The organism is Brevundimonas naejangsanensis (assembly GCF_000635915.2).
Taxonomy (GTDB): domain Bacteria; phylum Pseudomonadota; class Alphaproteobacteria; order Caulobacterales; family Caulobacteraceae; genus Brevundimonas; species Brevundimonas sanguinis.
Genome location: NZ_CP015614.1, coordinates 1,100,521 through 1,120,737, shown reverse-complemented (window position 1 = coordinate 1,120,737; position 20,217 = coordinate 1,100,521). Strand labels below are relative to the sequence as shown.

The window sequence follows — 20,217 nt, the reverse complement described above, 5'->3', positions numbered from 1 at the left end:
CTATGAATTCGGCATGACCCTGACCCCTCGCCTGCTCGGACTGGCTTTCGCCGCCGCCGACGCCCTGATCGAAGTCGATCAACATGGGGTGGTTCGCTTTGCGCTCGGCTCAGGCGCTGTGGCGGGACAGCAGACGGCCGCCTGGGTCGGCCACCCCTTCAGCGAGCGCCTGTCGATCAACAGCGCCGCGGCGCTGCAGGCCCTGCTGGACGGCCTGAGCCCGGGTCGGCGAGGTCCCGCGACCGAGGTGCTGGTGGACTGCGGCGACGGCCGGATGCGTCGCGCGACCCTGCGCGCCTTCGCCCTGCCCGACATCGCCCCGGCCCGGTCGTGCGCCCTGTCCTATGAAGGCGAGCCTTTCCTCGTCGATGGGGGGCCGCTTGAGATCGGCGCCCCGCCGCCGGACGCTGAGGGCTTTCTGAGCCATGCCCGCGCGACCCTGGCCGGCGGAGATGCGGACGCCCTGCAGCGTCTGGCCTTGGCCTTTATCGATCTGAGCGGTCTAGAGGGCGTCGACCCGCCGACCCTGCAGCGAATCCACAGCCGTATCGGCGCAACGCTCAGCGCCGCGTCGCACGACGGGGCCAGCGCGGGCCGACTGACCACGGATCGCTACGCCTTGATCCGTCAGGCGGACGATCAACGCGACCTGGCCAATGAGATGCGGATGGCCGGTGAGGCGGAAGGCGTGGCCCTGAGCGCCGTCGCCAGCCAGGCCGGTTTGGGCCGGGACTCCGCCTCGGCGCTGCGCGCCATGCGGTTCGCCATCGAAGGCTGCTTGAAGGAAGGCGGGCTGGACCAGCCGGAGCTCTCCTTCGCCGATTCCCTGCAGCGCACGCTGGCGGACGCGGACCGTTTCCGCAGCATCGTGCGCGACCGGGAGTTCGCCCTCTACTATCAGCCGATCGTCGACCTGAAGACGCGAGCCGTGCACCATTTCGAGGCTCTGGCGCGCTTCGGCAAGGGATCGGGGCCCGCCGCCGCCATCCGCATGGCCGAGGAACTGGCCCTGATCGACGGCTTCGATCTGGTGGTGGCGGAAAAAGCCGTTCGACGGCTGCGCGAACCGGGCGGGGGTCTGTTGAAGATCGCCGTGAATGTGTCGGGCGCCTCGCTGGCCAACGACGCCTATGTCGCCGCCCTGATGAAGATGACCGCCTCAGCGCCCGAGGATCGGCGGCGTTTGATGGTCGAGGTGACGGAGACCGCCGCACTGGCCGATCTGGCGGCCGCCGACCGACGGCTCGGAGCCCTGCGCAACGCCGGGATCAAGGTCTGCATCGACGATTTCGGGGCGGGTTCGGCCTCCTTCGACTATCTGCGGGGCCTGTCGGTCGATGCGGTGAAGATCGACGGAGGTCTGGTGCGCGATATCGACATCGACGCCCGCACCCGCACGATGGTCGCCCATCTGGTCGAGCTTTGCGGCTCGCTGGAACTGGAGACCATCGCCGAGATGATCGAGACGGATGAGGTCGCCGACGCCCTGCGCGATCTGGGCGTCACCCACGGCCAGGGCTGGCTGTTCGGGCGGGCCGAGGCCGAACCGCGCACCGTGCTGAACAGCCCCGCGATCCGCGGGCGCCGTCAGGGCGTGGTCGAAGGCTGGAGCTGACCTGACTTCAGCACGATGGTCCGATCGACGCGGAGGTTCTGAATGAAATCAGCGTCGTGGCTGACCACCACAAGGGCGCCGTCATAGGCTGAGAGCGCCGCCTCCACCGCCTCGACGGCGTCGATGTCCAGATGGTTGGTCGGCTCGTCCAGCACCAGCAGTTGCGGCGGCTGGGCGCCCGTCATGACGCAGGCCAGTGCCGCGCGCAGCCGCTCTCCGCCTGACAGTTCGCCGACGCGCCGATCCGCCTGCACATTGCGAAACAGAAAACGCGCCAGCGCCGCCCGCGCCGCATTGGGGGTCCCTTGCGGGTTCAGCCGCAACCAGCCCTCGACCAGGGTTTCGTCAGCCTTCAGCATGGCCGCCTGCTGATCCAGCAGGGCGGCGCGAACCGGCCGTTCCACGCTGCCCGACGAGGGCTCGATCAAGCCCGCGATCAGCTTCAACAGCGTCGTCTTGCCGGCGCCGTTAGGGCCGACGACGGCGACGCGCTCAGGCCCGGTCAGACGCAGGCAGAGCGGTCCCAGCAGGCGACGGTCGTCCTCGACGGTCACAACCGCCTCATTCAGATTCAGCACCAGCCGGCCCACAGGCAGACCCGTCGCGGGCATGGACAGCGCCAGTTGTCGCACCCGCTCGACCCGTTCACGCGCCTGAGCCAGGTCAGCCTCGACGGCCTGACGCTTGCGTTCGGCCAGCCGCTGGCCGCGCGCGCCGGATTCCTCGGCGCGTTGGGCCTGGGCGTCGAGCAGGATCTTGGGATCGGAGTTGTTGGCGCGCGCCGCCTTGCCTGTGCGATCGCGCCGGGCCTGACGCTCCTGCGCCATCTGGGTTTCGCGCTGCACCCGGCCGATGGCGCGCTCGGCCTGTTCCAGGTCGCGTTCAGCGGCGGCCCGTTCGGCGTCGCGGCGCTCGATAAAGAGGTCCCAGCCGCCGCCATGCACCCGCCCGCCCAGACTGGAAAGCTCCACGATGCGATCCACGCGGCGCAACAGGGCGCGGTCGTGACTGACCAGCACCACGCCGCCCGGCCAGTCGGCCACTACATCGGCGATCATGGCGCGGGCCTCGGCGTCCAGATGATTGGTGGGCTCGTCCAGAACCAGCAGATCCGGCGCGGCCAGCTTCAGCCCCGCCAAGCGCAGGCGCGTCTGCTCCCCGCCGCTCAGGTCCGCCGTGCGCCGGTTGGGCGCCAGATCAGCCAGACCCACGTCGGCCAGAGCGGTCCGCATCCGCTCTTCCAGCGTCCAGTCCGCCTCCGCCATGTCGTCCAGCGAGCCGTTGCCCGCCAGCACGCGATGCAGAATCGCCAGAGACCCGGCGACGTCCAGCGTATCGGCGATGGTTTCGTCGTCGGCCGGCGTCTGGGCCTGCGCCAGCCAGCCGACGCTTCCGATGCGCGTGACCGAACCCTCGGCGGGCTCAGCCAGACCGGCGACAAGGCGCAGCAGCGTGGTCTTGCCCACGCCGTTGCGCCCCACGACGGCCGTGCGTTCGCGCCCGAAGGCGAGCGTCAGATTGTCGAAGAGGCCTCGGCCGTCAGGCGTGCGGGCCGCGACGCCGTTGAGCGTCACGAGTGCGGACGCGGGCCGGTTTGGGCTTGGGTTGAGCGAGGACATAGGCGAGCGCGAGCAGCGGCATGGAAAGGGCGAAACCGATTTCCAGGGTGCTGATCATGATCGTCGTGCCTCCTCACTGATGCGTTGGCTGAGTGAAGGATGGGGACGGACGTTTCGTAACGCAACCCCAAAACTGCGGCTCCGCTTTCACTCTGCGACGTGAAGGACCGTCTTGGACAATCCGCGTCATGGCCTTTGCAAGCGTCGCTTCCTATGTTGGCGGACATGGACACGCCCGAGCGCACCCTCGCCTTCCGCATCGACCGTCCCGCGCCGGACCGGGCCGAGGCCGCCGCCCGCCGCGAAGCCGCCGTGGCCCGCATCCGCGCCGAGACCGGCATCGACGAGGCCATGATCGACGCCCTGGTCGAAGGCTTCTACGCCAAGGTGCGTGAGGATGACTTCATAGGTCCGATCTTCGCCGAGCGCATCGACGACTGGGGTCCGCACCTGGCGCAGATGAAGCTGTTCTGGTCGTCCGTGGCCCTGTCGACCGGCGTCTATCAGGGGCGGCCCATGCCGAAGCACCTGCCCCTGCCGATCGACGCCCGCCACTTCGATCACTGGCTGAAGCTGTTCGAGGCGACTGCGCATGAGCTGTGCCCGCCCGTCGCCGCCGAACACTTCGTCGTCCGCGCCCGCCGCATCGCCGAAAGCCTGGAACTGGGCGTCGCCAACGCCAACGGCGTGATGGTCGGTCCCGGCGAACGCTATCGACGACCGGAAACGCCGTGGGCGCCGGAAGTCGGCTAAAAGTTCTTATATTGTTCTTGCTGTATCGGACGAATTGATCCCCATATAGCGTCGTCGCCCCGGACCGTTTCGGGGTCTTCCGCGTTCCCGGATTCCATGACCGAAAAGCATAACTTCATTCGCGTTCGCGGCGCCCGCGAGCACAATCTCAAAGGCGTCGATCTCGACATTCCGCGCGAGCAGCTGGTGGTCATGACCGGCCTGTCGGGGTCGGGCAAATCCTCGCTGGCGTTCGACACCATCTACGCCGAGGGACAGCGCCGCTATGTCGAAAGCCTGTCGGCCTATGCGCGCCAGTTCCTGGAGCTGATGGGCAAGCCGGACGTGGACCTGATCGAGGGCCTGTCCCCGGCGATCTCGATCGAACAGAAGACGACGTCGAAGAACCCGCGCTCGACCGTCGGCACCGTCACCGAAATCCACGACTACATGCGTCTGCTGTGGGCGCGCGTGGGCGTGCCCTATTCGCCGGCCACGGGCCTGCCGATTGAGAGCCAGACCGTCAGCCAGATGGTGGACAAGCTGACCGCCCTGCCCGACGGCGAGCGCATCCTGCTGCTGGCCCCGGTCGTGCGCGGCCGCAAGGGCGAGTACAAGAAGGAGATGGCCGAGTGGCAGCGTCAGGGCTTCCAGCGGCTGAAGATCGACGGCGAGTTCTACGCCATCGAGGACGCCCCCGCGCTCGACAAGAAGTTCAAGCATGACATCGATATTGTCGTCGATCGTATTGTAACCAAAGAGGGTCTTGAGCCGCGCTATGCCGACAGCATCCAGACGGCTCTGGCTCTGGCCGACGGCATCGCCACCGCCGAATGGGCCAAGGCGCCCGAGGGCGAAGAGCCGCGCCGGATCGTCTTTTCCGAGAAGTTCGCCTGCCCTGTTTCGGGCTTCACCATCAGCGAGATCGAGCCGCGGCTGTTCTCGTTCAACAACCCCTTCGGCGCCTGCCCCGCCTGTGATGGTCTGGGCGTCAAGCTGGCCTTCGACGCGGATCTGGTGATCCCGGACCGCGACAAGACCCTGCACAAGGGGGCGGTGGCGCCGTGGGCGCGCGGTCCCTCGCCGCTCTATACGCAGACGCTGCAGTCGCTGGCCCTGCACTACGGCTTCTCGATGGACAAGGCGTGGCGCGACCTACCGGAGAAGGCGCAGGCCGTCATCCTGCGCGGCTCGGGCGGCGACAAGATCAAGTTCGTCTATGACGACAACGCCCGCAAATACGAGGTTTCCAAGCCGTTCGAGGGCGTGCTGCCAAACCTGGAGCGGCGCTGGCGCGAGACCGACAGCGCCTGGGTGCGCGAGGAACTGGGCCGCTATCAGTCCGAAACCCCATGCGAGGTGTGCGGCGGCAAGCGCCTGAAGCCCGAGGCCCTGGCGGTCAAGGTCGGCGGCGAGGACATCGCCGACATCTCCAACCTGTCGATCTCCAAGGCCTTCCTGTGGTTCTCCACCCTGGAAGAGGCGCTGACCGACAAGCAGGTCGAGATCGCTCGGCGTATCCTGAAGGAGATCACCGACCGGCTGCGCTTCCTGAACAATGTCGGGCTCGACTATCTCAACCTGTCGCGCTCGTCCGGCACCCTGTCGGGCGGCGAGAGCCAGCGCATCCGCCTGGCGTCGCAGATCGGGTCGGGCCTGACCGGCGTCCTCTATGTGCTGGACGAGCCGTCCATCGGCCTGCACCAGCGCGACAACACCCGCCTGCTGGACAGCCTGAAGGGGCTGCGCGACCTCGGCAACTCGGTGCTGGTGGTCGAGCATGACGAAGAGGCGATCCTGACGGCCGACTACGTCATCGACATGGGTCCGGCCGCCGGCGTCCACGGCGGCACGGTCTGCGCCGAGGGCACGCCTGCGGAAGTCATGGCCAATCCAAACTCCCTGACCGGCCAATACCTGACCGGGGCGCGCGAGATCGAACTGCCGCCAGAGGGACGCCGCCCCATCGACCGCAAGCGGATGCTGAAAGTCTCGGGCGCCACAGGCAACAACCTGAAGAACGTCACGGGCGAGATCCCGGTCGGCGTCTTCACCTGCGTCACCGGCGTGTCGGGCGGCGGCAAGTCGACCTTCACCATCGAGACCTTGTACAAGGCCGCCGCGCGGCGTCTGAACAATGCGTCCGACGCCCCCGCCCCCTTCGACCGGATCGAGGGGCTGGAGCATTTCGACAAGGTCATCGACATCGACCAGTCGCCGATCGGCCGAACCCCGCGCTCGAACCCGGCCACCTACACCGGGGCCTTCGGACCGATCCGCGACTGGTATGCGGGCCTGCCGGAATCCAAGGCGCGCGGCTATGGCCCCGGCCGCTTCAGCTTCAACGTCAAGGGCGGCCGCTGCGAGGCCTGTCAGGGCGACGGCGTCATCAAGATCGAGATGCACTTCCTGCCCGACGTCTATGTCACCTGCGACGTCTGCAAAGGCAAACGCTACAACCGCGAGACGCTGGAAATCGTCTTCAAGGGCAAGAGCATATCCGACGTTCTGGACATGACGGTTGAAGAGGCGGCGCGCTTCTTCACCGCCGTGCCGTCGATCCGCGACAAGATGCTGACGCTGGAGCGCGTGGGCCTGGGCTACGTCAAGGTCGGCCAGCCCGCCACCACCCTGTCCGGCGGCGAGGCCCAGCGGGTCAAGCTGTCGAAGGAGCTGTCGAAACGGGCCACCGGCAAGACGCTGTATATCCTCGACGAGCCGACGACCGGCCTGCACTTCGAGGATACGAGGAAGCTGCTGGAGGTGCTGCAGGAGCTGGTCGAGAACGGCAACACCATCGTTGTGATCGAGCACAACCTGGATGTCATCAAGGTCGCCGACCACCTGCTGGACTTCGGCCCCGAGGGCGGCGACGGCGGGGGCGAGATCGTCGCTGTCGGCACGCCGGAACGGGTCGCCGAGAACCCCGCCAGCTGGACCGGCCGCTATCTGAAGGAGGTGCTGGACCGGCACGAGGAGCGCCGCAAGGGCCGTGTCGCCGCCCTGACGGCCGAGCCTGCGCCCGCCAGACGCGCCAAGGCCCGCAAGAGCGCCTGAGCCCGACGAGAAACGCCGCGCCCCCTGCCGGAGCGCGGCGTTCTTAACTTTTCAGGGATCGCCTGCGGTCAGGCGCGCCGCTCGCCCTTCAGGCCGAGATAGGCCGACGAGAACGGAGCGTAGATGATCGCCGCCTGCGCCGCCGACAGAAGGGCGTTGACCACGCCCCAGATCAGCAGGGCCGGCCAGAAGCGCGTCAGAAGCGCCACGACATTGGTCGTCTCGGCGCCGATCAGGCTGTTCAGGCCGCCGAAAATCAGGTTCAGCGGCGCGATCACGATGGAGCCCAGCAGGCCGACCAGAATGGACATGACGCCCGCTAGGATCGCCATGCCCAGCAGCGGCCAGAAACGCCCCTTGGTCATGGCCCAGCTTTCCTTGAGGGCGATCTTTTCCTCGGCGAACGTCATCGGGACGACCAGGCTGAGGCGCACGGCCAGCCAGATGGCGACTGCCACAAGGGCTAGACCGGCCAGCACAGCCGGGAGGATCAGCCAGGACGCGCCTGTACCGGCGGCGAGACCCGCGAAAAGACCGACGATCAAGGCGCCGCCCATCGTCACGACGAACATCAGAACGGCGACCAACAGGGTCGCGCCCAGAACGCGCAGTTCGTCTCGGCCGAGACGCAGATAGCCGAAACGCTTGTCCTGCGGCCGGATGACCGAGCGCGCGACCGCGGTAGCGAGCACGGCGCCGAACAACAGCGACAGCGGCAGGGCCAGCCCCATCATGGCGCCGTAGGCCTGACCCAGCATGGTCAGGTCGCTCATCGACGGCGACGGATTCTGCTCGACCCGTTCGGCCAGGCTGATGATGTTGACGAGGTTCCCACCCGCCACAGCGAAGAAGACCAGGAAGAAGGCGACATAGGCGCCCGCCCAGGCCAGGATGGCGAGCGGCGCCCGCCGCGCTAGGCGGAAGCCTTCGAAGGCGGACTCTGTGGCGTTGAAACTCATGCTGGCTCCTCGATTCCTGATCAGCTTAACGCAGCCGCAGCCCATGCGACAGCGCCGACCACGACAGGCGCCGCATGACAGGACTGCGTCGCCCGGCTAGAAGGCCGCCATGTCGAACGCGTCCTCTACTCCCCGCCCCGTCCCCGCGCCTGTGCACGTCATCGGCGGCGGCCTCGCCGGATCCGAAGCAGCCTGGCAGATCGCCCAGGCGGGCGTGCCCGTCATCCTGCACGAAATGCGCCGGGACGAACCGGAACAGGTGCGCACCGACGCCCACCACACGACGGGCCTGGCCGAGTTGGTCTGCTCCAACTCGTTCCGGTCAGACGACTGGGAGTTCAACGCCGTCGGCCTGCTGCACGCCGAGATGCGGGCGCTGGACAGCGTGATCATGGCCTGCGGCGACGCCAATCAGGTGCCGGCGGGCGGCGCGCTGGCGGTCGATCGCGTCGCCTTCTCGGACGCGGTGACGGCAAAGCTGGAAGCGCACCCGCTGGTGACCATCGTGCGCGAGGAGATCGCAGGCATTCCGCCCGAAGAGTGGGCTAATGTGATCGTCGCCACCGGGCCGCTGACCTCGCCCGCCCTGGCCGAGGCGATCCTGAAGGCGACGGGCGAAGAGAGCCTCAGCTTCTTCGACGCCATCGCCCCGATCATCCACACCGACAGCATCAACTTCGACGTGGCCTGGCGTCAGTCGCGCTATGACAAGGAAGGGCCCAGCGGCGACAAGGCGGCCTACGTCAACTGTCCGATGGACAAGGCCCAGTACGAGGCCTTCATCGACGCCCTGCTGGACGGCCCCAAGGCCGACTTCAAGGAATGGGAGAACGTGCCCTATTTCGACGGCTGCCTGCCGATCGAGGTCATGGCCGAGCGCGGGCGCGAGACCCTGCGTCACGGCCCGATGAAGCCGGTCGGCCTGACCAACCAGCACAACCCCACGGTCAAGCCGTACGCCATCGTGCAACTGCGTCAGGACAATGCGCTGGGCACCCTGTTCAACATGGTCGGCTTCCAGACCAAGCTGAAATACGGGGCGCAGACCGACGTCTTCCGCATTATCCCCGGTCTGGAGAACGCCCAGTTCGCGCGTCTGGGCGGCCTGCACCGCAACACCTTCCTGAACAGCCCCAAGCTGCTGGACAAGCAGATGCGGCTGAAGGCTCTGCCGCGCCTGCGCTTCGCCGGTCAGGTGACGGGGGTCGAGGGCTATGTCGAGAGCGCGTCAATGGGCCTGCTGACGGGCCGGTTAGCCGCCGCTCAGGCGCTGGGGCGCGATCTGGCCCCGCCGCCGCCGGAAACGGCCATGGGCGCCCTGGTCGAGCACATCACCGGCGGGCACCTGGAAGGCTCGAAGTTCCAGCCGATGAACATCAACTACGGCCTGCTGCCGCCGCTGGAGGCGCCCAAGGTCGATGAGGAAGGCAAGCGCATCCATCCCAAGGAACGCGGCCGCGCCAAGAAGCGCCTGCAGAGCATTCGCGCCATCGAGGCGCTGAAGGCCTGGCGCGACGCGGCGGCCTAACGCAGCTTGGCGCCGCCGGGGCGGAAGGTCAGGGTCATCGCGGCCATGACCAGAAGGCCCAGCCCCATCAGCATCCACGCCTGACTGAGGTCCGACAGGCGGTCGCGCAGCAGCCCGGCCGCCAGCGGCGACAGGCTGGCGATGATGTAGCCGCCGCCCTGAACGAAGGCGAGAAGGTCTCCGGAGCGCACAGGGTCGTCGATCTGGTCCATCGCCAGGATCAGGGTCAGGGGAAAGACGGCGCCGATCCCCAGGCCCAGCAGCAGCATGACCGGGACCGCCAGACTGACCGGCGTGAGCACCAGTCCGGCCAGACCGATCAGGGCCAGGGCCACGGCCAGCAGCATCGGCCCGCGCCGGTCGGGAAAGCGCGCGATGAACAGCGACACCAGCACGCCCGCCAGCACCTCGGCGCTGGTCATGCCGCTGAGCAGGAAGCCCGCCGTCGCCCTCGCCTGCCCCATGTCGACATAGTAGGGCGGCAACCAGGCCAGCACGAGCGTATAGGCCGAGGTGCCCAGCCCCAGAATGGGAACCAGCGCCCAGGCGCGGGGCTGTTTCCAGAACGGAACCTCGGGATCGGTCCCTTCGGCCACGGCCAGGCGGTTCGGTTCTTCGGCGGCCGGGGTGCGCGAGGCGATGAGCCAGACGACGGCCGCGGCAAGGGCCGGAACCGACCATAGCGCCAGCGCGACGGCCCAACCGAACGCCTCGGCGAAGCCCGCCGCCGTCGCCGCCGCCACGGCGGCGCCGCCCATGATGCCGGTCGTATAGACGGCCATCACCGTACCGAGCCGCGTCGGAAAGGCGCGCTTGATGACGACGGGCGCCAGGGCCTGAATGAGGGCCACGCCGACGCCGACCACCACGGCGCTCAGGATCAGGCCGCCCGCGCTGTTGAACGGCCAGCGGGCCAGACAGGCCAGGGCGATGAGACCGGCGCCGAGCAGTATGCCCATCCGCTCGCCCAGACGGCGTCGCAAGGGGCGGATCGACAGGGCTCCGACGCCGATCATCGCCACCGGCAGGGTGGTCAGCAGGCTGGCCGTGGTCGAATCCATGCCGGTCGTCGCCTCGATCAGGTCGAGCAGCGGCCCGACCGCCGCCATCGCCGGACGCAGGTTTAGCGCCAGGGCGAAGATCGCCGCGATCAACAACAGGCCCGCGCCGCGCGACGGCGGCGAGGCGTTCGACTGATCCATCCGAGATGACTCCGGCAGCAGAAGGCGATAGTATCTCGATATCGAATATCTTGATGTCAAGACAATGACCGATCGCGCCGCCCGCGCCGCCGCCCAGTGGGCCGTTGCGCGCCCCGACCTGGACCTGTTGGCGATGGAGACGCTGGGCCGTCTGCATGAGGCGTCCATTCTGGTCGCGCGCGAGCGGCAGGCCCCGTTGTATGCGCGCTATGGGCTGCAGCATGGCGAGTTCGATGTGCTGGCGACGCTGCGTCGTGCGCCTTCGCCCGACGGTCTGACGCCGACCGCCCTCTATGAGGCGACGATGATGTCGTCCGGCGGCATGACGGCGCGGCTGGACCGGTTGCAGAAGTCCGGCCTGATCGAGCGCACGCCCCACCCCGGCGACCGCCGCGCCTCACTGGTCCGGCTGACGCCCAAGGGATTCGATCTGATCGAGGCCATGATGCCGCTGCACATGGCGGAAAGTCAGGCCATCCTGGCCGATCTGTCGCGCGAAGAGCAGGCCGCGCTGGGCGCACTGCTCGCGCGGCTGATTGCGACGGTCGAGACTTAGGCCCGCTTCATCCGACGGTTCCACGGCATGACCGCCAGCAGCCGCGCCATGCCGCAGAATCCGGTCGCGCCCGCCACGAACAGGCCAGCGCCGACAAAGGCGCTGATCCCCCAGAAGGCGGGATGGACCATGACGCCCAGCGCCCCGCCCAGCAGGATCAGTCCGCCCGCCGCCATCTGCACCTGACGCATCAGCTCCAGCGGCTGCTTGCGGTCGGCCACGACCGGCAGGCCCGCCTTCTTCCAGGCGTCCAGACCGCCCGCCAGAACGTGCGACGGCCCATCGATGCGGGCGGCCAGACGATCGCAGTTGCCGGCCGTGCGGTTGCCGCTGCGGCACATGAAGATGACGTCCTTGCCGGGCTTGAGCCCGAGATCGGCGCTTTCAAAAGCGGACAGGGGCGCAGTTACGGCGCCGGCGATGTGTTCGCGCGCGTGTTCATCAGGCTCGCGCACGTCGATCAGCACGGCCGCGCCCGCCTTCAGGCGAGCGGCGACATCGGCGGGGGAAAGGGAAACCAGCGGGTTCATCGTAAAATCCTTGAGGAAGCGGCGGCGCTCAATGCGCCTCAGGCGGGCAGAAGATCTCGGCCAGGACGGCGATCACCTTCAGGGCGGCGGGATCGGCGATGCGATAGAAGACGGCGGTGCCGCTCTTGCGCGCGCTGACCAGGCCGTCGTCGCGCAGGCGCGCCAGATGCTGGGACAGGGCCGATTGCGACAGGCCGACCTGCAGGTCGGCGACCTGACGTTCTCCCTCGCCGATCTGGCAGAGGATCATCAGGCGGTGCTCATTGGACAGCGCCTTCAGCAGCCGCGAGGCGTCGCCCGCGTTGGCCTGAAAACGCTCCAGTCCCATAAGTTCGAGATCAACCATGGCCCGAATATATGCCATGATTCTAAATTAGCAATGTCTAATATGGAACACGGCACGCGCCGCTCAGATCCGGCCGCGCAGCACCGCCCAGAACAGACGCAGCCGCTTGAACGGCTCCGGCGCATCCGGTTTGATCAGAGCGGCGGAGGCCACGGCCGGAAAAGCGGCGGCAGGCAAGGCGCGCAGGGCCTTGTTAGCGTCGCGGCGGGAAGCGCGCGCGTGATCGACCTGTCCGGTCTGGGCCAGTGCGCGCACGCGACCAGCGGCCGCGGCCGCCGCCTCATGCCCCCGCCCTGCGAGGATCCGCACCGCCCCCTGCATCGGCCCGATGTAGAAGGCGTCCAGATCGTGCGGCTCGCCATGCACCCGGCCGATGTGGGCCTCGATAAGCGCATCGAACGGCGCGCGCTCCAGACCATGACGCCCGACCGCCGCCGTCAGCGCCTCCAGCACGGGGTGACCCAGACGCGGCGTGTCGGAGAAGACGCCGTCCATCTGTTCCGACCACCAGGCGTAACGCATCTCGGCCAACAGCGGCTGGGTCACGCGCGTGGGAATGGCCATCAGTTCCGCCTCGAAGGCGTACAGCGCGATCAGATCGGCGCGCGCCTTTTCATCGGACACGAAGCGGCTGGCCAGCCAGCGGTCGAGGTCGGCGGCGCGAACCTGGGCGTCAAGATCAACAGTCATGGCGACGGCCCTTCGGCCATTGAGGCGGGGGCATCAAGCCCGGAATGCACACGGCCCGCCTCCCCTGCGGAAGACGGGCCGTGATCAGTAAGCCGTTAGAGCTGTTTACGGCCGGCTGGCCATGCCCAGCTTGACCGGAGTGGCGTCAGCCTTGCCGCCGCCGCTGCGGTCCACGCCCCACAGCAGGATGATCGGCGCGCCCACATAGATGGACGAGAAGGTGCCGATGATCACGCCGAAGGCCAGGGTGATGGAGAAGCCGCGCAGGGCCTCGCCGCCGAAAACGGCTAGGACGATCAGAACGATCACGGTCGTAAGGCCCGTGATGATGGTCCGCGACAAGGTCTCGTTAATCGACAGGTCGATCACGTCACGCAGCGGCATGGTTTTATATTTGCGAAGGTTTTCGCGCAGGCGGTCGAACACGACGACGGTGTCGTTCATCGAATAGCCGATGACCGTGAGCAGGGCCGCGACCAAGTTCAGGCTGAACTCCATGCGCAGGGCGACGATGAGGCCGAACGTCAGGGCCACGTCGTGCAGCAGCCCCGCCACGGCGCCGATGCCGAACTGCCAGGGGAAGCGGAAGGCGATGTAGAGGAACATCAGCACCACGGCCGACACCAGGGCCAGGACCCCATTGGTCAGCAGTTCGCCCGAGACCTTGGAGCCGACGACGCTGACGCCGGAATAGGTGACTTGGCCGACGGCGTCGCTGATGGCGGTTTCAACCTTCTCGACGACGGCAGTCTGGTCCTGGTCCGGCGGCACCTGGAAGCGAACGATGGCGGTCGAGCCGTCGTCCAGATTGGTGTCGCGACGGGCGATCCCCTGCACCTGCACGTCGCCCAGATCCAGTCCGCTGACCGAGCCGCGCAGCTTGTCCAGTTCCAGCACCTGACCGGCAGGCTTGGCGACCTCCATCGAGGCGCCCCCGCGGAAGTCGATGCCGAGGTTCAGGCCGGGATAGAAACAGCCGATGATCGCCGCCACCGTCAGGATCGCCGACAGTACGGCGAAGCCCTTGGCGTATTTGACGAACTGGAAGTTCGTCTTGTGCGGCAGCAGTTTGATAAGAGGCCAACCGTTCATCGACATCACTCCGCGATCGGCAGTTTCTTCGGCTTGGCGATCTTGAGCCAGTAGCCGAGCAGGACTTGGGCCGTCAGCACCGAAGAGAAGACGGAGGTGAAGACGCCGATGGTCAGGGTCCAGGCGAAGCCGCGCACGGGCCCGGCGCCGAACATGAACATGATGAGCGCCGCCACCAGGGTGGTCAGGTTAGCGTCGATGATGGTGCCCATGGCGCGGTTGAAGCCCGCATCCATCGACGCCACCACGGAACGTCCCTGACGCGCCTCGTCGCGCATCCGCTCATAGATCAGCACATTGGCGTCAACGGCGACGGCGAAGGTCAGGATCAGACCGGCGATGCCGGGCAGGGTCAGCGTCGCCTGGGTCAACGACATGGCCGCGACGATCAGGATGCCGTTCAGGATCAGGCCGATGACCGACACGCCCCCGAACAGGAAGCCGTAGGCCAGGATCATGAAGACGACGATGACGACGAAGCCCAGGGCGGTCGACAGGGCGCCTGCGGCCACGGCGTCGGCGCCCAGTTCGGCGGTGACGACGCGGCGCTCTTCGACGTTCAGCGGGGCCGGAAGGGCGCCGCCGTTCAGCAGGTTCACCAGCTCCGAAGCCGAGGCGATCGTATAACTGCCTGTGATCTGTCCGCTGCCGCCGGTGATGGCCGACTGGATGGTCGGGGCCGAGATCACCTTGCCGTCCAGGACGATGGCGAAGGGCTTGCCGAGATTCTGCGAGGTGGCCTCGGCGAAGCGGCGGGCGCCCTGGCCGTCGAACTGGAAGTCGATGGCGGTGCGCTGGTTCTGGTCCGTGCCGATGCCGGCGCGCGTCAGGTTCTCGCCCGACACCAGGATGCGCTTCTTGACCAGGTAAGGCGTGCCCTGGTCGTCGGTCAGAAGTTCGGCGTCCGGCGGCACGCGGCCGGCCAGGGCGTCGTTCAGGCCCGTCGGCGAGGTGTCGACCATCTGGAAGGTCAGCTGGGCCGTCTGACCGACCAGGCGCTCCAGCTCGGCCGGATCGCTCTGGCCCGGCGCCTGGACGACGATGCGGTCGGCGCCCTGACGGGTGATGGCGATTTCCTTGGTGCCCGAGCTGTCCAGACGGCGACGCACCACCTCGATCGACTGATCGACCGCCGTGGCGCCCATGCTGTTCAGAGCGGCTTCGGTGAAGGCGTAACGAATACGGCCTCCGCCCAGCTTGGTCGCCACGCGGTCGGGCTGACCGGTCGCGCCCATGCCCTGTTGAGCCATGGTCCGCAGGGTGTTGAACGCCGTGTCATAGGCGGCGCCCTCGGCGACGGTGACGACGACCCCGCCCGGTTCGCGCTGCATGCCGACGATGTTGACCTGGTCTTCGCGCAGGGAGACGCGAACGTCTTCCATCAGGTTGGAGACGCGCTTTTCGCGCATCTCGGGCACGTCGACCTCAAGCAGGAGGTAGGAGCCCCCCTGCAGGTCCAGGCCCAGGTTCAGGCCGTTGCTCGGCAGCCAGCTCGGCAGAGCCTCGCGCTGCGCCGGCGACAGCACGCTCGGGTAGGCCAGGAACAACCCGAGGACGAGCGATAGCGCGACCAGGGTGATCTTCCAGCGTGAAAGCTGAATCATGTCTCGGTTCTCTTCAGGGCCGGCGCGCGCCGCGCCGAGGCGAGGCTATCAGCCCTTGTCGTTGGCGGCGATGGCGGTGCGGTTGCGCACCTCGGCGATCATCGCCTTGACCACGCGGACGTTCACGCCCTGCGAGATTTCGACCATGGCCTCGGCGTCCTCGACGCGAGTGACCTTGCCGACCATGCCGTTGGACAGGACGACCTCGTCGCCCCGCTTCACGCCGGCGATCAGGGCCTGATGCGCCTTCATCCGCTTCTGCTGCGGGCGGATCATCAGGAAATAGAACAGGATGAAGATCGCGACGATCGGCGCGATCTGAACGACAAGAGCCATCAGGCCGCCGTCTTGGGCTGCAGTCATTAGGAAACTCCCCGACGCGGGCCGCGCCTTCATTGGGGGCCCTTCGAAATCAAGGCGCGGAAACTAGGGTGCGCCGGGCCGTTTTGCAACGCGACCTGATGACAAGAACGTCCGGACGCAGCCGCCCGGACGCCTCATTTCACATCCTCAGCGCGGCAGGACCGTCAGAGGGTCCAGCGCGACCGGATCATCGCCGCGCATCTGGCGCACTTCATAATGGATCGAGGGACGGCCGTCGCCGGCGGTCAGGCCGACTGTGCCGATGGCCTGGCCGGCCCGCACCTGCGCCCCGTCGCGCACGGTGGCGGAGCCCAGATGGCCGTAGACCGTGCGCCAGCCGTCGCGGTGAACGATCAGGACCGTCAGCCCCTGCCCCACGATATCGTCGCCGACATAGGCCACGGTTCCGTCGGCCGAAGCCTTGACCTCGGTTCCCGCCGAGGCGCCGATATTGATGCCGTTGTTGCGCTCGCCCATGCCCACCGGGCCGAAGCGACGCAGGATGTCGCCGCGCACTGGCCATTGCAGGGCCAGCGGCTGGCCGATGGCGGTTGCTGGAGCCGTCGGCGCCGTGGCCGCAGGCGCACGCGTCGGTGGCGGCGGCAGGGGCGCGTTGCCGCTGGGCGGCGGAGGCGGCGGCGGGGCCATGCCGTTGTTAGGCGTGCGGACGCCGACCGGCGACGGGCCGGTGGCGTAGGGGTCGGAGCCCCCATCCACGGCGCTGTCGGGCAGGATGATGCGCTGTCCGGCCGAAATGGCGCCGCGCGGCCCCAGGCCGTTCAGGTCGATCAGAATCTGCACCGGCGTACGGAAACGGCGGCCCACCCCCGAAATCGTATCGCCAGGCTGAATGACATAAGTCGCGCCCGGCATGGCGGGATTGCCGGCCGCCGGGGGCGGCGTCACCGTGACCGGCGCGCCGGTCGACGGATAGGCCGGACCGCCAGGAGGCGGTAGGCCGCCGCCCTCAATGCTGCCCGCCGGAGCGCGCGGGCCTTCTTCGATCGGCGGTTGTACCGGCTGCTGCGGTTGCGCCGGCTGGCCCTGATAATAGGGATTGTTCGGATAGGCGCCCGGCTGCTGGCCTTGCGGCTGCGGATAGCCGCCCGCCCCGATCGGGCGGGTCGAATAGCGCGGCTCGCTCGGATAGGTCGAACAGGCCGTGACCGCCAGCGCCCCGCCGACGACCGCCGCCGCCCTGATCCAGCCTGTGAAGCCGCTCATGCGTCTCTCCGTATTAACCATGCTTGTCGGTTTGCCCCGACCCGTCGGAGAATCCAACCCGCTAACCCGCGCAAAAGTGGGGCGGAAAGGTTAATGGAGCGGTGAGATTTCGCCCCTAGCCCTCTTTCGCCGTCCCTTCGACCAAGGGCACGAAGCGGACTTCGCAAAGGCTTTCGCGCTGGAAGCTGCCGTCCGGCTGGCCGGTGTAGCGGTTCAGCATCTGCACCGAGGTGCGGCCGACCGGAGCGACCAGAACGCCGCCGGGCTTCAGTTGTTTCAGCAGTTCGGTCGGCTCGTGCGGCGAGGCCGCCGTCACCATGATGCGGTCGAACGGCGCCTGTTCCGGCCAGCCCTGACCGCCGTCGCCGTGGCGGGTAAAGACGTTGTCGATGCCGAGGATTTTCAATCGGTTCTCGGCCTCAGTTAAGAGGCTCTTGTAACGCTCGACCGAGTAGACGAAGCGCGCCATGCGGCTGAGCACCGCGCACTGATAGCCGCTGCCGGTCCCAATCTCGAGCACCCGGTGGCGCGGCTGGACGTCCAGCGCCTGGGTCATCAGGCCGACGATATAGGGCTGGCTGATCGTCTGCGCGCAGTCGATCGGCAGGGCCTGATCCTCCCACGCCTGATCGAGGAATTTCTCATGGACGAAGACGGCGCGGTCGATGGATTCCATCGCCTTGAGCACCCGCGCGTCCGTCACCCCCTGACGCCGCAGCGACAGGATCAAGCGGCCCGCGCGGTCGTCCCTGAGACTCATTTTTCGTGCGGCCCCTTGGGCGGGGCGCCGCCCAGCACCTTCTTCAGGTCGTTGACCGACTGCATATGCGTCAGGTCGATGTGCAGCGGCGTGACCGAGATGCGGCCCTCATCCATGGCGCGCAGGTCGGTGCCGTCGGCGTGTTCCTGCGGCGCGCCCCGGAAGGCCATCCAGTAGTAGTCTCGGCCGCGCAGGTCGGTGCGGCGGATGGCGTGCATCTCGCCGATGTCGCGGAAGCCCTGACGCGTCACCTCGACCGACTTGACCAGTTCGGGCGGCAGGCGCGGGAAGTTGACGTTCATGACCACGCCCTCCCCCCACTTCTGCTCCAGCAGGCGGGCGACGATGCCCGGACCGAAGGCTTCGGCGGTTTCCCAATGCGCCACCACGTCGTCGTGGAAACGTTCCAGCGACTGCGACAGGGCGATGGAGCGGATGCCGAAAGCCATGCCCTGCAGAGCCCCGGCCACCGTGCCGGAATAGCTGACGTCTTCGCCCACGTTGTGGCCGCGATTGACGCCGGACAGCACCAGGTCGGGCTTCTCGGGCATCAGGTCGTTGACGGCCAGGATGACGCAGTCCGTCGGGGTGCCGGTCACGGCGAACCGCTTGTCGCCCAGCTTGTTGACGCGCAGCGGTTCGGTCAGGGTGATGCCCCGCCCCTTGGCCGACTGCTCTGTCTGGGGCGCGACGACCCAGACGTCGTCCGACAGGGTGCGGGCGATCTTCTCGAGGCAGGCCAGGCCCTCGGCCTCGATGCCGTCGTCGTTGGTCAGAAGGATACGCATCAGTTGGACGCCACGCCTACAGTCTTGAGTCCGCCCATATAAGGCTGCAGGGCGGCCGGCACTGCGATGGTCCCGTCCTCCCGCTGATAGTTCTCCATCACCGCGACCAGGGTGCGGCCGACCGCCAGGCCCGAGCCGTTCAGGGTGTGCAGATATTCGGTCTTCTTCTCGCCCGCGCGCTTGAACCGGGCGTCCATGCGCCGGGCCTGGAAGTCGCCGCAGTTCGAGCAGGAGCTGATCTCGCGATAGGTGTTCTGCGACGGCAGCCAGACCTCGAGGTCATAGGTCTTCTGCGCCGAGAAGCCCATGTCGCCCTTGCACAGCAGCACCTTGCGATAGGGCAGCTCCAGCGCCTGAAGCACCGCCTCGGCGCAGCCGGTCATACGCTCGTGCTCGGCCTCGGAATCCTCTGGGCGGCAGATGGAGACCATCTCGACCTTGGAGAACTGGTGCTGGCGGATCAGGCCACGCGTATCGCGCCCCGCCGAGCCGGCTTCGGCGCGGAAGCAGGGCGTCAGGGCGGTCAGGCGCATGGGCTGGGCGACCTCGTCCTCGGACAGGATCTGCTCGCGCACAAGGTTGGTCAGGGAGACTTCGGCGGTGGGGATGAGCCAGCGTCGATCAGGGTTGTCCGCAAGATCAACTTTCGGCTCCTCCGCAAACTGGAGACGCGCCTGGTCGATCCCATCCTCTAACGCCACATCGAGAGCTGCATTAATTGCGACGCGCATATCGCTAATAGCATCCGGCAAAATCAGTTCGCCTCGCTCTGCGAGAAACAGATCTTCATGGAACTTCGGCAACTGCCCCGTGCCGAACATCGCGTCATCTTTGACGAGATAAGGCGGGTTCACTTCCAGATACCCGTTCTTGTCCGTCTGCATGTCCAGCATGAACTGGCCGATGGCGCGCTCCAGACGCGCCAGCTGGCCTTTCAGCACGGCGAAGCGCGAGCCGGACATCTTGGCGGCGGCTTCAAAGTCCAGCAGGCCCAGGGCCTCGCCCAGATCGGCGTGATCCTTGGCTGGGCCGGTCGTGCGGGGTTCGCCCCACTTCAGGACCTCGACGTTGTCGTTCTCGTCTTCGCCGTCCGGCACGTCGGCGGCGGCCAGATTCTTCAGTCCGGCCAGCAGGTCGCGCAGTTCGGCGCCCTTGGCGGCTTCGGTCTCGCCCGCCGCAGCGATTTCGCCCTTGAGGGCCTCGACCTCAGCCTTCAGGCGGTCGGCCTCGGCCATGTCCTTCTTGCCCATGGCGGCGCCGATGGCCTTGGAGGCGGCGTTGCGTTTGGCCAGGGCGTCCTGACCGCGCGTCTGGGCGGCGCGCAGTTCCACGTCCAGCGCCAGAATGCGCGCAACGACATCGGCGGCGTCATCCACGCCGCGCGACGACCAGCCCGCAACGAAGGCTTCGGGATTGTCGCGAATGGCTCGGATATCGTGCATGGCGTCGCTCTTTCGGCGCTCAAGGGAGGGAGAGCCGAAGGCTGTAGCGCCCCGCGCGGAGTCGGGCAAATGCTGAGGCGGGGTTTCGAAGCACCCCTTTTCGTAACAGT

19 protein-coding genes are annotated in these 20,217 nt (G+C 67.5%); 5 read left to right on the top strand and 14 right to left on the bottom strand.

What is annotated here, in order from left to right; all coding sequences use genetic code 11:
• The first annotated feature begins 13 nt into the window (after positions 1-13).
• A complete protein-coding gene (locus DA69_RS05320) occupies positions 14-1,615 on the top strand; it encodes an EAL domain-containing protein (RefSeq protein WP_025977101.1) in 1,602 nt (533 codons plus the stop codon).
• Here DA69_RS05320 and DA69_RS05315 read toward each other — a convergent pair.
• On the bottom strand, positions 1,588-3,189 hold the full coding sequence (locus DA69_RS05315; protein ID WP_025977102.1) for an ABC-F family ATP-binding cassette domain-containing protein: 1,602 nt from the start codon (positions 3,187-3,189) through the stop codon (positions 1,588-1,590). The genes DA69_RS05320 and DA69_RS05315 overlap by 28 nt on opposite strands.
• Positions 3,155-3,292, bottom strand: coding sequence for a hypothetical protein (locus tag DA69_RS14690; RefSeq protein WP_167349641.1), 138 nt, complete (start codon positions 3,290-3,292; stop codon positions 3,155-3,157). The genes DA69_RS05315 and DA69_RS14690 overlap by 35 nt, the downstream gene beginning before the upstream one ends.
• Positions 3,293-3,447: 155 nt before the next feature.
• Between DA69_RS14690 and DA69_RS05310 the strand changes: the two genes are divergently transcribed.
• Together DA69_RS05310 and uvrA are read left to right on the top strand one after the other, a co-directional pair.
• Positions 3,448-3,987, top strand: coding sequence for a group III truncated hemoglobin (locus tag DA69_RS05310; protein WP_025977103.1), 540 nt, complete (start codon positions 3,448-3,450; stop codon positions 3,985-3,987).
• 96 nt (positions 3,988-4,083) lie between these two features.
• Positions 4,084-7,023 carry an excinuclease ABC subunit UvrA gene (uvrA, locus tag DA69_RS05305; RefSeq protein ID WP_025977104.1) on the top strand — a complete coding sequence of 980 codons (2,940 nt, stop codon included), beginning with the start codon at positions 4,084-4,086 and terminating at the stop codon, positions 7,021-7,023.
• 68 nt (positions 7,024-7,091) lie between these two features.
• Here uvrA and DA69_RS05300 read toward each other — a convergent pair whose 3' ends face one another.
• A complete protein-coding gene (locus tag DA69_RS05300) occupies positions 7,092-7,982 on the bottom strand; it encodes a glycerophosphoryl diester phosphodiesterase membrane domain-containing protein (protein ID WP_025977105.1) in 891 nt (296 codons plus the stop codon).
• A gap of 109 nt (positions 7,983-8,091) precedes the next feature.
• Here DA69_RS05300 and trmFO point away from each other — a divergent pair, with 109 nt between their 5' ends.
• Positions 8,092-9,510, top strand: coding sequence for a methylenetetrahydrofolate--tRNA-(uracil(54)-C(5))-methyltransferase (FADH(2)-oxidizing) TrmFO (trmFO, locus tag DA69_RS05295; protein WP_025977106.1), 1,419 nt, complete (start codon positions 8,092-8,094; stop codon positions 9,508-9,510).
• Here the strand turns inward: trmFO and DA69_RS05290 are convergent.
• The gene (locus DA69_RS05290; RefSeq protein WP_029972483.1) at positions 9,507-10,712 is read right to left on the bottom strand and encodes an MFS transporter; all 1,206 of its coding nucleotides are present in this window, start codon (positions 10,710-10,712) and stop codon (positions 9,507-9,509) included. The genes trmFO and DA69_RS05290 overlap by 4 nt on opposite strands.
• Positions 10,713-10,776: 64 nt before the next feature.
• On the opposite strand from DA69_RS05290, the gene DA69_RS05285 reads away from it, so the two are divergent.
• On the top strand, positions 10,777-11,268 hold the full coding sequence (locus DA69_RS05285) for a MarR family winged helix-turn-helix transcriptional regulator (RefSeq protein WP_025977108.1): 492 nt from the start codon (positions 10,777-10,779) through the stop codon (positions 11,266-11,268).
• Here the strand turns inward: DA69_RS05285 and DA69_RS05280 are convergent.
• From DA69_RS05280 to serS, 10 genes are all read right to left on the bottom strand, one after another.
• Positions 11,265-11,798, bottom strand: coding sequence for a rhodanese family protein (locus DA69_RS05280; protein WP_025977109.1), 534 nt, complete (start codon positions 11,796-11,798; stop codon positions 11,265-11,267). The genes DA69_RS05285 and DA69_RS05280 overlap by 4 nt on opposite strands.
• A gap of 28 nt (positions 11,799-11,826) precedes the next feature.
• Positions 11,827-12,144: an ArsR/SmtB family transcription factor gene (locus DA69_RS05275; protein WP_025977110.1), complete on the bottom strand. Its 318-nt coding sequence runs from the start codon at positions 12,142-12,144 to the stop codon at positions 11,827-11,829.
• Between the two features lie 63 nt (positions 12,145-12,207).
• A complete protein-coding gene (locus DA69_RS05270) occupies positions 12,208-12,834 on the bottom strand; it encodes a squalene/phytoene synthase family protein (RefSeq protein ID WP_025977111.1) in 627 nt (208 codons plus the stop codon).
• Positions 12,835-12,939: 105 nt separating this feature from the next.
• A complete protein-coding gene (secF, locus tag DA69_RS05265) occupies positions 12,940-13,932 on the bottom strand; it encodes a protein translocase subunit SecF (protein ID WP_025977112.1) in 993 nt (330 codons plus the stop codon).
• Positions 13,932-15,530 (bottom strand): protein translocase subunit SecD, encoded by a 1,599-nt coding sequence (gene secD / locus DA69_RS05260; RefSeq protein WP_025977113.1) that lies wholly within the window; start codon positions 15,528-15,530, stop codon positions 13,932-13,934. Before secD ends, secF begins: the two co-directional genes overlap by 1 nt.
• Before the next feature lie 48 nt (positions 15,531-15,578).
• Positions 15,579-15,893: a preprotein translocase subunit YajC gene (yajC, locus tag DA69_RS05255; RefSeq protein ID WP_025977114.1), complete on the bottom strand. Its 315-nt coding sequence runs from the start codon at positions 15,891-15,893 to the stop codon at positions 15,579-15,581.
• Between the two features lie 147 nt (positions 15,894-16,040).
• Positions 16,041-17,117: a peptidoglycan DD-metalloendopeptidase family protein gene (locus DA69_RS05250; RefSeq protein WP_025977115.1), complete on the bottom strand. Its 1,077-nt coding sequence runs from the start codon at positions 17,115-17,117 to the stop codon at positions 16,041-16,043.
• Positions 17,118-17,232: 115 nt separating this feature from the next.
• Complete coding sequence (locus DA69_RS05245; RefSeq protein ID WP_003167066.1) at positions 17,233-17,877, bottom strand: protein-L-isoaspartate(D-aspartate) O-methyltransferase; 645 nt, start codon at positions 17,875-17,877, stop codon at positions 17,233-17,235.
• Positions 17,874-18,665, bottom strand: a complete 792-nt coding sequence (surE, locus tag DA69_RS05240) for a 5'/3'-nucleotidase SurE (RefSeq protein WP_025977116.1) — start codon at positions 18,663-18,665, stop codon at positions 17,874-17,876. Before surE ends, DA69_RS05245 begins: the two co-directional genes overlap by 4 nt.
• Positions 18,665-20,107 (bottom strand): serine--tRNA ligase, encoded by a 1,443-nt coding sequence (gene serS / locus DA69_RS05235; protein WP_025977117.1) that lies wholly within the window; start codon positions 20,105-20,107, stop codon positions 18,665-18,667. Before serS ends, surE begins: the two co-directional genes overlap by 1 nt.
• Positions 20,108-20,217: the final 110 nt, after the last annotated feature.

Coding starts and splice junctions, on each gene's coding strand:
- DA69_RS05320 (WP_025977101.1), top strand. CDS start 14: ATGACCCTGACCCCTCGCCTGCTCGGACTGGCTTTCGCCGCCGCCGAC.
- DA69_RS14690 (WP_167349641.1), bottom strand. CDS start 3,292: ATGATCAGCACCCTGGAAATCGGTTTCGCCCTTTCCATGCCGCTGCTC.
- DA69_RS05310 (WP_025977103.1), top strand. CDS start 3,448: ATGTTGGCGGACATGGACACGCCCGAGCGCACCCTCGCCTTCCGCATC.
- uvrA (WP_025977104.1), top strand. CDS start 4,084: ATGACCGAAAAGCATAACTTCATTCGCGTTCGCGGCGCCCGCGAGCAC.
- DA69_RS05300 (WP_025977105.1), bottom strand. CDS start 7,982: ATGAGTTTCAACGCCACAGAGTCCGCCTTCGAAGGCTTCCGCCTAGCG.
- trmFO (WP_025977106.1), top strand. CDS start 8,092: ATGTCGAACGCGTCCTCTACTCCCCGCCCCGTCCCCGCGCCTGTGCAC.
- DA69_RS05290 (WP_029972483.1), bottom strand. CDS start 10,712: ATGGATCAGTCGAACGCCTCGCCGCCGTCGCGCGGCGCGGGCCTGTTG.
- DA69_RS05285 (WP_025977108.1), top strand. CDS start 10,777: ATGACCGATCGCGCCGCCCGCGCCGCCGCCCAGTGGGCCGTTGCGCGC.
- DA69_RS05280 (WP_025977109.1), bottom strand. CDS start 11,798: ATGAACCCGCTGGTTTCCCTTTCCCCCGCCGATGTCGCCGCTCGCCTG.
- DA69_RS05275 (WP_025977110.1), bottom strand. CDS start 12,144: ATGGTTGATCTCGAACTTATGGGACTGGAGCGTTTTCAGGCCAACGCG.
- DA69_RS05270 (WP_025977111.1), bottom strand. CDS start 12,834: ATGACTGTTGATCTTGACGCCCAGGTTCGCGCCGCCGACCTCGACCGC.
- secF (WP_025977112.1), bottom strand. CDS start 13,932: ATGTCGATGAACGGTTGGCCTCTTATCAAACTGCTGCCGCACAAGACG.
- secD (WP_025977113.1), bottom strand. CDS start 15,530: ATGATTCAGCTTTCACGCTGGAAGATCACCCTGGTCGCGCTATCGCTC.
- yajC (WP_025977114.1), bottom strand. CDS start 15,893: ATGACTGCAGCCCAAGACGGCGGCCTGATGGCTCTTGTCGTTCAGATC.
- DA69_RS05250 (WP_025977115.1), bottom strand. CDS start 17,117: ATGAGCGGCTTCACAGGCTGGATCAGGGCGGCGGCGGTCGTCGGCGGG.
- DA69_RS05245 (WP_003167066.1), bottom strand. CDS start 17,877: ATGAGTCTCAGGGACGACCGCGCGGGCCGCTTGATCCTGTCGCTGCGG.
- surE (WP_025977116.1), bottom strand. CDS start 18,665: ATGCGTATCCTTCTGACCAACGACGACGGCATCGAGGCCGAGGGCCTG.
- serS (WP_025977117.1), bottom strand. CDS start 20,107: ATGCACGATATCCGAGCCATTCGCGACAATCCCGAAGCCTTCGTTGCG.